Raw genomic sequence first — 13,723 nt, forward strand, 5'->3', positions numbered from 1 at the left:
GCTCGTCGTTGAAGCTCACCTGAGTTACATGTGGCTCACGTGTGAACCAGACGCTAATGCTCGAAACCGGTTCGCAAGGCCTAGAACGACGCTCGTGACCTGACTGTGACCTAAGAGGTCGAAGTTTTACGTGGCCGTAGCTTTCCGCGGGCCGATCAGCTCTCTGCCACAGGGTTGTTCGCCGGAGTACCGAGTGTTTCGATCACGACCTCGGCTACCGCCTTCATCGTCGTGCGTCGGTCCATCGCGGCACGCTGAATCCACTTGAACGCCTGCGGTTCCGTCAGCGATTGCGACTCCATCAGGACGCCCTTGGCCTTCTCGATCAACTTGCGGGTCTCGAGTCGATCCTGAAGATCGGCGATCTCCGATTCGAGCGCAGAGATCTCGCCGAACCGGCTCGCCGCCAACTCGACTGCAGGCATCAGATCGGCCTTGGTGAACGGTTTGACCAGATAGGCCATGGCACCCGCATCGCGCGCCTTCTCCACGAGCTCTCGCTGACTGAACGCTGTGAGAATCACCACCGGCGCGATCCGCTTCTCCGCGATCTCGGAGGCAGCGTCGATGCCGTCACGACGCGGCATCTTCACGTCCATGATCACCAGATCCGGTCGAAGTTCGACAGCCAGTTCCACAGCCTGCTGACCGTCCGCGGCCTCACCGACCACGTCGTACCCCTCTTCGCGGAGCATCTCCACCAGGTCGAGACGAATCAAGGATTCGTCTTCCGCGACCACCACCCGCAGCGCAGGCTTGCCAGTACCGTGCGTATCAGGAGCATTCATCTGTACCGGTCTCCTTCGACAGTCGTCGCCCCTCAGGGGCATCGAGCAACTGAAGGGTACCGGTGCACGGGGCCGAAAGCGCATCTTCTACACTCGTCAATCGTTGCTTGAAAGACGCCAGCCCTCGTATCCCAATTGGCAGAGGAAACGGATTCAAAACCCGTCCAGTGTGAGTTCGAGTCTCACCGAGGGCACCACAGCACGATCGACCGGCCGCGACAGCGGTCGGGTCCACTCCCCATCACGCCTACAGTGGGGTGATGTACATACCCAGCAGTCTTCGTTGCCATGACACCAGCGCGGGCAAATTGTGCGCGCAGAAGGTCGACCACCGTTTCGGAGATTCCGCGGACCAGTCCGCTCAGTGGGTCTATTACACCTGTAGCGCCGACTCCGCCCACGAGACCGGTTACGTCGACCGCCTGGTCACCGCCTGAATCATGTTCGTAGAGCGCGCCTTTGTCCACGCCGACGATGTGGGATCGGAGTGGCCCTTCACCGTTCCCGCTGTCGCCGACCTCGCGCGCGAGGGACTCGAGTTTCTCGCACCGGTCACAATTCTGGTGGGCGACAACGGTTCCGGGAAGTCGACTCTCGTAGAGGCAATCGCAGAGCGTTTCGGCATCGACGCCCGCGGGGGTCGGGCAGCGCAGAAGTCTCGTCGGCTGGACGAGGTGACGAGCGTCCTCGGCGAGGTGCTCGAACTCGAGACCACGCCACGAGGCGCGCGCATGCTGCGGGGTCCGCGCGAGCAGAAGCGGGGATTCTTCCTGCGCGCCGAGACTGCATTCGAGATGGCCGAGAACCTCGGCGGCATGCCGGGCTTCTGGGACGAGAACACCGCCGAAATGAGCCACGGTGAGGGCTTTCTCACCATGTTCGGTGCGATGTTGGCCGAACCGGGCTTCTATGTGCTGGACGAACCGGAGTCGGCCCTGTCGTTCACCGCGTGCCTGAACCTGGTCGCGCTGATGTCCCACTTGGGCGAGGAGGGGGCACAGCTCGTCTGTGCCACGCATTCACCGATCCTGGCTTCGACACCCGGTGCGGACATCGTCGAAGTGGGTGAACACGGTCTGCGCCGAAGCACCTGGGACGAACTCGAATTGGTCCAGCACTGGCGGCGATATCTCGACGATCCGAACGTGTATCTCCGTCATCTACTCGACTGAACCGGCACCAACGCCACGTCCCGACGACGACGCACACTCCCCGGAGAGACTCCCATCGCCCGTTTGAACGCTTTGCCGAATGCTGCCTCCGACAAATAGCCACTGCGCCTGGCTAATTCGGCCAGCACCACGTCCTCGGACCGCAATGTGTCGTACGCGACCTGCATCCGCCACGTCGCCAGGTAACTCATCACCGAATCGCCGACCAATGCGGTGAATCGAGCCGAGAACGCCGAACGTGACATGTGTGCACTCGACGCCAGGGCCGCAACGGTCCATCGCTCGTGGGGATTTCGATGAATGCGAGCCAGCGCGCCCCCGATGCGCTCGTCCTGCAACGCTCCCAGCCAACCGGACTGCGCGCTCGGGGTGTCCGCAATCCATGACCTCAACGCCTGAATCACCAGAACGTCGGAAAGCCTCGTGATCACTGCCTCTCCCCCGGGCTCGAGCGATCGTGCCTCGTCGGCCACCATGGCGAGGATGTTCTGCATACGTGCGCGCCGTGGTTCGCTGTCTGCGTCGATCACGATCACCGCCGGTAGCAGCCGAAGAAGCTGCTGCGCCGCAGGATGATCCATCCGGACGGCCCCGCAGACCAACACGGTGTCGGGTCCGCTCGCATCGCACTGGGCGATCAACGCGTACCGGTCGCTGACGTAGTCGTGTGGCACCTCGTACACGCTGGTCGCGTCGCCGACAGACTCGATGTCGGCCGCCAATACGTGCCCACGCCCGTGGGGAACCAACGCGAAGTCGCCGGGAACGAGCTCACGCGTCGACTCCCCGGGGACCGACAGCACACACGACCCGTCGACCACGGTGTGGAACCACACAGCGTCGTCCATCGCGGGCAGGGCCAGCCCCCACGAGCCACTCATCTCGGAACGCACGTAGAAGGACCCGGTCATTCGGAGGAAATGCAAAGCCTCACCGAGCGGATCGGGTGACTTCCAGGGGTCGGCTCCACGCACCGGACAATTGTCCCCCACGGCCGGGACGATCGGACATGAATTCGAGCCCTGCGCGCATTGTCCATCCACCCGTGACGCGGAAAGGTCGGAAGCGCACGACGAATCCCCGGGAAGGAAAACCGATGATCGACAAGATCTCCTCGATCGCCACCCTGGTCGCAGCAGTCGGATGCGGCCTCGTCGCGGGCGTCATGCTCGCGTTCTCGGTCAGTGTTCTTCCCGGCCTGGCGTCGTTACCGGTGCCCGACGCGATCGCCGCGATGCAGAGATCGAACGCCGCGATCCTCAACCCACTGTTCCTGACGCTGTTCGTCGGTACGGCGTTGACCTGTTCTCTCGCAACCGTTCTCGCGATCACCACGGAGGGTGGGCGATCGACCTGGGTCGGCGCGGGAGCCGCGCTCTACGTCGTGGGCTGCTTCGTGGTCACGGTTGCGTTCAACGTCCCACTCAACGATGCACTGGCAGCGGTGGATCCGGTAGGTCCGTCGGGAGCCGACATGTGGCAGACGTTCACGTCGAACTGGACGCGGTGGAACACCGTCCGGATCATCTCGTCGACGGCGGCGTGCGCCGTGCTGATCCTCGGTCAGGGCAGATCCGCGCTGGGCTGATCGGACTCACCGTCCTGGTGACGCCTGCGAATCTCGTCCTCGAAGCGGGCGATGAGATGATCGGTATCGGCAGTGGACACATCTCGCGCGCCTTCGTCCATCGCGGCGTCGCGTCCTCTGCGCAAGGCGGCGAGTTCGGCTTCGAGTTCGTTGTTGTCGAGTACGCGTGGATCCAACATCTCTCCATTGTGGTCCCACCCGAGTGCCTGCGCGGGCTGTTTGCTGTAATCGCGACATGAACGTCGTGCACAGCTTCGAACCGATAGTCGACGAGCACGCTCACACGCTGATACTCGGTTCGATGCCCGGTGTCGCATCGCTTGCTGCTCAGCAGTATTACGCTCATCCCCGAAATGCGTTCTGGCCGATCATGGGCGCGCTGTTCGGTGCCGGTCCCGAACTACCGTACGAGGCGCGAACAGAGCGACTGGCGCGCAGCGGGATTGCCGTATGGGACGTACTGAAGCTGTGTACTCGGACCGGAAGCCTGGACTCGGCCATAGTCGAATCATCCATCGTGGCAAATGATGTCGCGGACCTCATCGCAGGTCATCCCGGCATCGACACCGTGCTGTTCAACGGAGCAAAAGCTGCCGACAGCTATCGCAGATACGTCGCGAACGCGGTGCAGCCGGACATCGAGTGCATCCGTCTGCCGTCCACCAGTCCAGCGCACGCCTCACTCACCCTCGAAGCCAAGACTCGACTGTGGTCGGCAGCACTCAGGCGCGAACGCGTTTCGGGAAGTGGCGAATGAGGCCCTCCTGCACGACGGTTGCGAGCAACTGACCGTCCATCGAGAAGAATCGGCCGGTGGCGAGTCCCCGCGATCCGGCCGCGACCGGCGATTCGGTCGCATACAGAGCCCACTCGTCGAATCGGAACGGTCGGTGAAACCAGATGGAGTGGTTGACCGTCGCCGCCACGATGCGGTCGAGTCCCCAGGACAGTCCATGGGTGGTGATGATCGAATCGAGCACCGTGGTGTCCGACGCGTAGCCCATGGTCGCGGCGTGAAAGATCGACTCGTCCGGCAGATCGCCGTCCGCTTTCATCCACACTCGATTGTGGTTGAGCTTCTCACCGGTGCCGTGCATGATCCACGCCGGATCGTTCGCGTACCGCATGTCGATCGGTTTGAGTGCGTCGACGAACATCTGCAGGCGGTCCTCGAACCCCACGAAGTGGTCGCCGAGAGGCGGCAGAGCATCGGGATACGGAACCTCGGGCACCTCGACGCTGTGCTCGAGGCCCTTACCGAAATCCTGGAAAGCAGCGAGCATGACGAACAGCTCGTTACCGTCCTGCAGCGCAGTGACCTGCCGGTTGGCGAACGCCCGGCCGTCGCGCTGACGACTCACCCGGTACTCGATGGGCTTCTTGACGTCACCACCGCGGATGAAGTGCGCATTGATCGCATGAACGTCCCGGGACGTTCCGGACACGGTCCGGCCGGCGGCGATGAGCGCCTGAGCGACGAGCTGCCCACCGAACGTCCGGCTCCCCACCTGCTCCGGATGCTGTCCGACGAACACATCCTCCTCGGTCTCCTCGAGGGCGAGGAGACCGAGAAGGGTCTCGAGATCGGTTCCGCGTACTGCTGTACTGCTCGGCGCGCTCTCGCTGACGCCGGTTCCCCCCGCTTCGACCACTTACCGGTCCTCTTCTCCGATTCGGTGCACATGGATCAAGTTGGTCGAGCCTACTGTGCCGGGAGGGGCACCGGCGACGATCACGACCTGATCGCCTCGGTTGTAACGACCGAGTTCGAGCAACGCCTTGTCGACCTCTTTGACCATCGCGTCCGTCGAGCCCACATCGGGAACCAGGAACGTCTCGGTGCCCCAGCTCAGGGACAGCTGACTGCGGACCTCGGAGATCGAGGTGAATGCGAGCAACGGCAGTTTGGTGTGGAGGCGAGCCAACCGTCGCACGGTGTCGCCCGACTGGGTGAAGGCCACGAGGGCCTTCGCGTCCAGACGTTCGCCGATATCGCGGGCGGCGTAGGAAATGACACCGCGCTTGGTGCGAGGAACGTGGGTCAGAGGAGGAACGCTGTCGCCTTCGGTTTCCACGGTCTCGACGATCCGAGCCATCGTCCGCACCGTCTCCATGACGTACTTGCCGACCGAGGTCTCGCCGGACAGCATGACCGCGTCGGTACCGTCGAGCACTGCGTTGGCGACGTCGGACGCCTCGGCGCGGGTGGGACGGGAGTTCTCGATCATCGATTCGAGCATCTGGGTCGCAACGATGACGGGCTTGGCGTTGGCGCGGGCGATCTGGATGGCGCGCTTCTGCACCAGGGGCACCTGCTCGAGCGGCAACTCGACACCGAGGTCACCGCGGGCGACCATGATCGCATCGAACGCGAGCACGATGGCTTCGAGGTTGTCGACGGCCTCGGGCTTCTCGAGCTTGGCAATGACCGGAACTCGGCGGCCGACGCGGTCCATGACTGCGTGGACGAGTTCGACATCGGCAGGAGAGCGCACGAACGAGAGCGCGATGAAGTCGCATCCGAGCGCGAGGGCGAACTCGAGGTCCGCAATGTCCTTCTCGCTCATGGCAGGAACAGAGACGTCCATGCCGGGCAGGGAGACGCCCTTGTTGTTACTGACCGGACCACCCTCGGTGACCCGACACAGCACGTCGTTGCCTTCGACGCCGGTGACGACGAGGCCGACCTTGCCGTCGTCGACGAGCAGGCGGTCGCCTTCCTTGGCGTCCTGAGCCAGCTCCTTGTACGTGGTCGACACGCGATCGTGGGTGCCCTCGCACTCCTCGACGGTGATGCGGATGAGTTCACCGGCGGCCCAGGTGGTGGAGCCCTCGGCGAATCGGCCGAGTCGAATCTTCGGTCCCTGCAGGTCGGCCAGGATGCCCACGGCTTTGCCGGTGGCGTCCGATGCGGCGCGAACTCTCTCGTAGTTGGCCTGGTGATCGGGGTGATCGCCATGGCTGAAGTTCAGTCGTGCGACATCCATTCCACTCTCGACGAGTTCGCGGATGCGCTCTGTGGTTGCGGTTGCGGGTCCAAGGGTGCAGACAATCTTCGTACGTCGGCTCACGGTTGCGAGCGTAGCCGCTGGACGCCTTGTTCTCTATCGCAGAGGAACCCGGCCGAATACTACCGACGGGTAGCCTCGTCGGGCCGCTGCTGAAAGCACCTGTACCGGTACAGAGACGAGTGTCACACCACCGCCAGAGGCAGTGCCGTGGGGTGCACCGGGGACGGCAATTCCGAGTGTCCGGTGAGGAATGCGTCGACCCCGTTGGCAGCCGAACGCCCCTCTGCGATCGCCCATACGACCAACGACGCACCGCGGTGGGCATCCCCACAGACGAACACACCCGGGGCCGTCGTCTGCCAATCGGGACCACACGACAACGCGCCGCGCTTGGTCAGCGCCAGGCCGTAGTCGTCGAGCAGCGGTCCATGCTCGACACCCTCGAATCCGATGGCGAACAATGCCAGATCACAGGGCAATTCGACCTCCTCACCGATGGGCGTCACGATGCGTCGCCCGTCCGCGTCGCGTTGCACCTCGACCTCGGCGAGCACCATGGCGCGCACATGTCCACGCTCGTCGCCGAGGAATCGCTGCACCGCGACCTGATGACGCACGACGCCACCCTCCGCATGAGCAGGCGACGTCCGGAGCACCAACGGCCACGACGGCCATGGCGAAAGACCGTCGTCACGGGCACCGGGAAGAGCAGGGTTGTAGTCGAGCTGAGTGACCGACGCGGCACCCTGACGGTGAGCCGTGCCCAGACAATCGGCCCCGGTGTCTCCGCCGCCGATGATCACCACATGCTTGCCGGCAGCGGATATCGACGTCGGCCCGTCGCCCTCACATTCCTTGTTCGACGGCACCAGATGCTCCATCGCCAGGTGGATGCCGTCGAGTTCGCGGCCGATCACCTCGGTGTTGTCGCGAGCCCGCAGAGCGCCGACGGCGAGCACGACCGCATCGAAGCTCGCGCGCAGTTGCTCGACGGTGAAGTCGATGCCGACCTCGCACTCGGTGACGAAATGCGTGCCCTCGGCCCGCATCTGCATCAGCCGCTGATCGAGCACCGACTTCTCCAACTTGAATTCGGGGATCCCGTATCGAAGCAATCCACCGAGCCGATCGTCGCGCTCGTACACGGTGACATCGTGCCCGGCCCTGGTGAGCTGTTGCGCCGCAGCCAGTCCCGCCGGACCCGAACCCACGACGGCCACTCGCTTACCGGTGGTGATCGTCGGAGGCTGGGGAACGACGCTGCCCTCTTCCCAGGCCAGGTCTGCGATGGTCTGCTCGACCCGCTTGATCGTCACACTTCCGCCGGTGGCGGCCTCGGAAATGGACAGGACACAGGCGGATTCACACGGAGCCGGACACACTCGGCCGGTGAACTCCGGAAAGTTGTTGGTGGCGTGCAGCCGATCACTGGCCGCGTCCCACCGATCGCGGCGCACGAGATCGTTCCATTCCGGGATCAGGTTGCCCAGCGGGCAGCCGGCAGTTCCGGAGTGGCAGAACGGAATTCCGCAATCCATGCAGCGGCGCGCTTGTTCCGAGACCTCGGCGGCGCGTTCGCTGCTGGGCTGATCCGAGTACACCTCGTTCCAGTCCCTGACCCGTTCGTCGATAGGACGCTTGGCGGCCTCACGCTTGACGACCTTCAGAAATCCCTGTGGATCAGCCACGTGCAGCCTCCATGATCGCAGCGTCGACGTCGCGCCCCTCGGCGCGCGCCATTCGTGTCGCCTCCAGCACTCGCTGGTAGTCGACGGGCATGACTTTGGTGAACAGAGCGGACCGGCGGGGCCAGTCGGCGAGCAGCGATGCCGCGACGGTGGAGCCGGTCCAGCGCTCGTGGTTCTCGACCGTCTCACGCAGCCACACCAGATCGTCCGGATCGGGAACCTGCAACTCGACCATCGCCGTGTTCACGTCCGCGGGGTCGAGGCCCAGAACGAAGGCGATACCGCCCGACATGCCGGCCGCCATGTTGCGTCCGGTCGGCCCGAGCACGACCACCCGTCCGCCCGTCATGTACTCGAAGGCGTGATCTCCCACGCCCTCGTTGACCGCAACGGCTCCGGAGTTGCGCACGGCGAACCGCTCCCCCGCCTTACCGCGCAGGTACACCTCCCCCGACGTGGCTCCGTAGAGAATCGTGTTTCCGGCAATGACGTTGTCCTCGGCAACGAACGGTGCGTCCTCGGCCGGTCGGACGACGATGCGTCCTCCCGACAGGCCCTTGCCCACGTAGTCGTTCGCGTCCCCGACGAGATCGATCGTGATTCCGGGCGGCAGGAATGCACCGAGCGATTGCCCGGCAGAGCCGGTGAACGACACGCGAATCGTGTCGTCGGGTAACCCGGCCGCGCCGTAGCGTCGCGTGACCTCGGACCCCAGAAGTGTTCCGACCGTGCGGTTGACGTTGCGCACGGGCAGCTCCAGCGTCACCGGATGCGCGTCCTCCAGTGCGCCCTCGGCCAGCTGGATCAGCGTGCGATCCAGCGCGAAATCGAGGCCGTGGTCCTGATCGCGTAGGCGTCGACGCTGTGTCATGGGCGCGCCGTGTCGATCCACCGGCATCGCGAAGATGGGTGCGAGGTCGAGTCCCTTGCTCTTCCAATGTGCGACGCCGGCAGCGGTCTCGAGCACGTCGGCATGGCCGACGGCCTCGTCGATGCTGCGGAACCCGAGCTGCGCGAGGTACTTTCGCACATCCTCGGCGACGAACCTGAAGAAGTCCTCCAGGAACTCGGGCTTGCCGGTGAATCGCTTGCGCAGTTCGGGGTTCTGAGTCGCGACACCCACTGGGCAGGTGTCGAGATGGCAGACCCGCATCATGATGCATCCCGCGACGATCAAAGGTGCCGTCGAGAACCCGAATTCCTCGGCACCGAGCAGCGCCGCGATGATCACATCACGGCCGGTGCGCATTCCGCCGTCGCACTGGACGGTGATGCGATCGCGAAGTCCGTTGAGCACCAACGTCTGTTGGGCGTCGGCCAGCCCGATTTCCCAGGGCGCACCGGCATGCTTGAGAGACGTCAACGGAGCCGCGCCCGTGCCACCGTCGTATCCCGAGATCAGTACGACGTCGGCGTGCGCCTTGCTCACTCCCGTGGCCACCGTGCCCACTCCTACCGAGCTGACGAGTTTGACGTGGACGCGCGCGTTCTCGTTGGCGTTCTTGAGATCGTGGATCAACTGCGCGAGATCCTCGATGGAATAGATGTCGTGGTGCGGAGGCGGGGAGATCAGGCCGACCCCGGGCGTCGAGTGCCGAGTCTTGGCCACCCACGGGTACACCTTGTAACCGGGCAGCTGCCCGCCCTCACCGGGTTTGGCACCCTGCGCCATCTTGATCTGAATGTCGGTGGCGTTGACCAGATAATCGCTGGTCACCCCGAACCGTCCACTCGCGACCTGCTTGACGGCACTGCGCCGGCTCGGATCGTAGAGGCGATCGACGTCCTCTCCGCCCTCACCGGAGTTGGAGCGCCCACCCAGATTGTTCATCGCAACGGCCATGGTCTCGTGCGCCTCGGCAGAGATGGATCCGTAGCTCATCGCGCCGGTGTTGAACCGAGTGACGATGGACTCGACCGGCTCCACCTCGTCGAGCGGAACAGGCGTGCGCACATGGTCTTTGAACTCGAACAGGCCCCGGAGTGCGCCCCCCTCACGGGCGAGCCGGTTCACTTCGTCGCTGTATTTCTGGAACACGTCGTAGCGACCGGTGCGTGTTGCGTGCTGCAACAGGAACACCGTCTCGGGAGTGAACAGGTGGAGTTCGCCCTCACGCCGGAACTGGTACTCGCCGCCGATCTCGAGGCGGCGGTGAACACGGTCGGTAGGATTCTCCGGGTATGCCTTCCGGTGACGGAGTTTGACCTCTTCGGCGAGGACGTCGAGACCGACTCCGCCGAGCTTGCTGACGGTGCCCTTGAAGTACTCGCGCACGACCTCGCGATCGAGACCGACCGCCTCGAAAACCTGTGCGCCGGTGTAGGACCCGACGGTCGAGATTCCCATCTTGGACATGACCTTGAGCACGCCCTTGCCGAGCCCGTACAGGTAGTTGCGCACCGCGACAGTGGGTTCGACCCCGGTGAGCTCACCTTCGCCGACCAGGTCCTCGATCGACTCCATGGCCAGGTACGGGTTGACCGCCGCCGCACCGAATCCGATCAGCAAGGCCAGGTGGTGCACTTCTCGTGCATCGCCGGACTCGACGACGAGAGCGACCTTGGTGCGTTCCTTGGTGCGCACCAAGTGGTGGTGCACAGCTGAGGTGGCCAGCAGGGACGGAATCGGTGCCCGAGTGTGGTCCGAATCGCGATCGGAGATGATCAGCGTGCGGTAGCCGGCAGCGATGGCTTCCGATGCCCGCATGCGCAGTTCTTCGATGGCCTCGGCCAGACCTTCCCCACCACGCTCGACCTCGTACAGTGCGCGCAGCACGATCGCCGACAGACCGGGATGATCACCGTCGTCGTCGATGTGGATGATCTTGTTGAGTTCGTCGTTGTCGAGCACCGGCCACGGCAACACGATCTGCCTGCACGACGCGGCAGTGGGCTCGAGCAAATTCTGCTCCGGTCCCATCACTCGCGACAACGACGTCACGATCTCTTCTCGGATGGAGTCGAGTGGCGGGTTCGTGACCTGCGCGAACAGTTCGATGAAGTAGTCGTACAGCTGACGAGATCGCTGGGACATCACCGCGGACGGGGTGTCGGTCCCCATCGACCCCAGTGGCTCGCCCCCGGAGGCGGCCATCGGGGTGAGCACGACGCGGAGATCTTCCTCGGTGTAGCCGAACGCGATCTGTCTGCGGATCACGGACTCGTGGTTGTACTGAATGTGGGCGCGCTCGGGCAGGCTCTTGATCTCCAGCAAGCCGGCGTGCAGCCACTCCTGGTACGGATGTTCCTGCGCCAGTTGCAGTTTGATCTCCTCGTCGGGAACGAGACGCCCGGCGACGGTGTCGACCAGAAACATCTTGCCCGGTTCGAGGCGACCCTTGGCGACGACCTGAGATTGCGGCACGTCCAGCACACCCGCCTCGCTCGCGAGGATCACCCGACCGTCGGCCGTCTGCCACCACCGACCGGGTCGCAGACCGTTGCGATCGAGGACGGCTCCGACGTAGCTACCGTCTGTGAACGTGACGCAGGCGGGACCGTCCCACGCTTCCATCATCGACGAGTGGAACTGATAGAACGCCCGTACCCGCGGATCCATCGTGCGATGGTTCTCCCACGGCTCCGGCACCATCATCATCACGACGTGGGGAACGCTCCGGCCGCCCAGGTGCAGCAATTCGAGGACCTCGTCGAGCGACACCGAATCGGATGCATCGGGATTACAGATGGGGAAAAGCCGCTCCAGATCGCCGGGGATGAGATCGCTGGACAGCATCGCTTCCCGAGCTCGCATCCGGTTCCTGTTGCCCTTGACCGTGTTGATCTCTCCGTTGTGCGCTACGTAGCGGTGCGGGTGCGCCAACGGCCACGACGGGAAGGTATTGGTGGAAAAACGACTGTGCACGATGGCAATTGCACTCGTACACAACGGGTTACGCAGCTCCGGGAAGAACAGGGGCAGCTGCATGGTGGTGAGCATGCCCTTGTAGACGATGGTGCGTGCGGACAGCGAAGGGAAGAACAGGCCCGAGCCTTCTGCCTCGATCTCCGGGGTGACGCGCTCCGACCGCTTACGCAGCCCGTACACCAATCGGTCGAGTTCGAGACCGGCCGGACGTGAACCGTCGACCTCGGGGGCCGCGACGAAGAGATAGCTCATGTACGGCATGCATCCGAGCGCGGTCAGTCCGACATCGGCACGATCGGGATCGACCTCGACCGGAACCCAACCCAGGACCTCGAGACCCTCTTCGGCTGCAATGGATTCGACACGCTGCACGGCCGACCCGCGCTCGCGGATGCCCTGCGGCAGAAAGCAGACACCCGCGGCGAAGGTGTTCTCACCGTCGGCGTTGGCGGACGGTAGCTCGAACGACGACAACGAATCGAGAAGTTCGACGGGCAGCTGGATCAGAATGCCCGCGCCGTCACCACTGTTGGGCTCGGCACCGGCAGCACCACGATGTTCCAGGTTCTCCAGTGCCAGTACACCGTCGGACACGATCGAGTGCGAACGTCGTCCGGCGATGTCGGCGATCATCGCCACACCGCAGGAGTCCTTCTCCGCGCTCGGGTCGTACAGTCCTTGCTCGGCAGGCATCCGAGAAAACAACACCACGATCACCTCCACGTAGACCGGTAGGTGCTTCGGATGGCGCAGTGTCGACACGCTGCACTGTGAGCCTCGGCTACCCCGCCGGCTGGTCGCCCGAACCGACATAAAGTGCCGGATCGACCGAATTCGATGCCTATCGGGAATTCACCGGGACAGCTCTGGCCCGCGAAAGAATCCGAGATCGCTCTCGGATGGCGGAATCGTATCAGTTGCCGATCGCAACGATGCAATCGCGAACGGCGCTGGGCTCAGTCGCGCAGGGGGCGCCCGTGTTCATCGCGCACGCTGCCCGTGAGCATCATGATCCCGTCGATCAGCGGCCAGATACCGCCGATGCCGCACGTGAGCCACGTGACCGCGATCTGTGCCACCGCGATTCCCGGCTGATTCAAATAGAAGCGTCCTGCCCCGAAAACACCCAGCAGGATGTTCAGCAGCCCGGCAGTGAGCTTCTGCTTGTCCGAGAACGGTTCCCCGGTGACGGGATGCCGTCCGTAAGGAGCGCTCGGATCCACCCAACCAGGGGCACCGGCGTACTGGGGGCCTGGGTAGTGGGGTCCTCCGTACTGGGGACCGCCGTATTGGGGTCCTCCGTACTGGGGACCGCCGTATTGGGGACCGCCGCCCGGGAACGGGGGCGGCGGGTAACCCGCACCGGGCGGTGGACCGTCCGGTGCACCGGAGCTACGGTCGTCACTTCCGGACGCGTCGTACGGATCACTGCCCCAATTCGGCGGGCCGTACCCGGGGTCGGGTGCGCCGTATACCGGACCCGGTGCCGCGTTCTTCTCGAACGAGATGGTGGGCTCCGAACCCGAGCCGTCTCCCGCCGATCCGCCCGGTGTCGATCCGTCCGATGACGATGTACCTGAATCACTCACAACGAACTCCCTCGACGAC

Annotated in this window: 12 protein-coding genes and 1 tRNA gene; 5 read left to right on the forward strand and 8 right to left on the reverse strand. The window is 64.2% G+C overall.

Features of this window, described 5'->3' with window-relative positions; translation table 11 throughout:
- Positions 1 to 155: 155 nt before the first annotated feature.
- Positions 156 to 788, reverse strand: a complete 633-nt coding sequence (locus JLZ96_RS16830) for an ANTAR domain-containing response regulator (protein WP_027497267.1) — start codon at positions 786 to 788, stop codon at positions 156 to 158.
- Positions 789 to 908: 120 nt separating this feature from the next.
- Here JLZ96_RS16830 and JLZ96_RS16835 point away from each other — a divergent pair.
- The 3 genes from JLZ96_RS16835 (at position 909) to JLZ96_RS16845 (ending at position 1,960) form a co-directional block, all read left to right on the forward strand.
- Positions 909 to 985 (forward strand) — tRNA-Leu (locus JLZ96_RS16835).
- A gap of 63 nt (positions 986 to 1,048) precedes the next feature.
- On the forward strand, positions 1,049 to 1,225 hold the full coding sequence (locus tag JLZ96_RS16840) for a hypothetical protein (RefSeq protein WP_165430221.1): 177 nt from the start codon (positions 1,049 to 1,051) through the stop codon (positions 1,223 to 1,225).
- Between the two features lie 3 nt (positions 1,226 to 1,228).
- Positions 1,229 to 1,960, forward strand: coding sequence for an AAA family ATPase (locus JLZ96_RS16845; RefSeq protein WP_032400010.1), 732 nt, complete (start codon positions 1,229 to 1,231; stop codon positions 1,958 to 1,960).
- Here the strand turns inward: JLZ96_RS16845 and JLZ96_RS16850 are convergent.
- Positions 1,945 to 2,934: an AraC family transcriptional regulator gene (locus JLZ96_RS16850; protein ID WP_032368065.1), complete on the reverse strand. Its 990-nt coding sequence runs from the start codon at positions 2,932 to 2,934 to the stop codon at positions 1,945 to 1,947. The genes JLZ96_RS16845 and JLZ96_RS16850 overlap by 16 nt on opposite strands.
- Positions 2,935 to 3,056: 122 nt before the next feature.
- Between JLZ96_RS16850 and JLZ96_RS16855 the strand changes: the two genes are divergently transcribed.
- Positions 3,057 to 3,548: a DUF1772 domain-containing protein gene (locus JLZ96_RS16855; protein ID WP_032368066.1), complete on the forward strand. Its 492-nt coding sequence runs from the start codon at positions 3,057 to 3,059 to the stop codon at positions 3,546 to 3,548.
- On the opposite strand, the gene JLZ96_RS16860 is transcribed toward JLZ96_RS16855, so the two are convergent.
- Positions 3,524 to 3,727 carry a hypothetical protein gene (locus tag JLZ96_RS16860; protein WP_027497271.1) on the reverse strand — a complete coding sequence of 68 codons (204 nt, stop codon included), beginning with the start codon at positions 3,725 to 3,727 and terminating at the stop codon, positions 3,524 to 3,526. The two genes, JLZ96_RS16855 and JLZ96_RS16860, sit on opposite strands and share 25 nt — an antisense overlap.
- Before the next feature lie 56 nt (positions 3,728 to 3,783).
- Here JLZ96_RS16860 and JLZ96_RS16865 point away from each other — a divergent pair, with 56 nt between their 5' ends.
- On the forward strand, positions 3,784 to 4,305 hold the full coding sequence (locus tag JLZ96_RS16865; protein ID WP_201010792.1) for a DNA-deoxyinosine glycosylase: 522 nt from the start codon (positions 3,784 to 3,786) through the stop codon (positions 4,303 to 4,305).
- Here JLZ96_RS16865 and JLZ96_RS16870 read toward each other — a convergent pair.
- The 5 genes from JLZ96_RS16870 to JLZ96_RS25025 all read right to left on the reverse strand — a co-directional run bounded on the left by JLZ96_RS16870 (position 4,271) and on the right by JLZ96_RS25025 (position 13,704).
- The gene (locus JLZ96_RS16870; protein ID WP_032374325.1) at positions 4,271 to 5,200 is read right to left on the reverse strand and encodes an acyl-CoA thioesterase II; all 930 of its coding nucleotides are present in this window, start codon (positions 5,198 to 5,200) and stop codon (positions 4,271 to 4,273) included. The genes JLZ96_RS16865 and JLZ96_RS16870 overlap by 35 nt on opposite strands.
- Positions 5,201 to 6,619 (reverse strand): pyruvate kinase, encoded by a 1,419-nt coding sequence (gene pyk, locus JLZ96_RS16875; protein WP_027497274.1) that lies wholly within the window; start codon positions 6,617 to 6,619, stop codon positions 5,201 to 5,203. It lies immediately after the preceding gene.
- Between the two features lie 122 nt (positions 6,620 to 6,741).
- Complete coding sequence (locus JLZ96_RS16880) at positions 6,742 to 8,247, reverse strand: glutamate synthase subunit beta (RefSeq protein ID WP_201010793.1); 1,506 nt, start codon at positions 8,245 to 8,247, stop codon at positions 6,742 to 6,744.
- Positions 8,240 to 12,808, reverse strand: coding sequence for a glutamate synthase large subunit (gltB, locus tag JLZ96_RS16885; RefSeq protein WP_374758054.1), 4,569 nt, complete (start codon positions 12,806 to 12,808; stop codon positions 8,240 to 8,242). The genes JLZ96_RS16880 and gltB overlap by 8 nt, the downstream gene beginning before the upstream one ends.
- A 263-nt stretch (positions 12,809 to 13,071) precedes the next feature.
- Positions 13,072 to 13,704, reverse strand: a complete 633-nt coding sequence (locus JLZ96_RS25025; protein WP_236254133.1) for a TM2 domain-containing protein — start codon at positions 13,702 to 13,704, stop codon at positions 13,072 to 13,074.
- Positions 13,705 to 13,723 lie beyond the last annotated feature (19 nt).

Source organism: Rhodococcus sp. NKCM2511 (genome assembly GCF_014905595.1).
Lineage (GTDB): Bacteria > Actinomycetota > Actinomycetes > Mycobacteriales > Mycobacteriaceae > Rhodococcoides > Rhodococcoides fascians.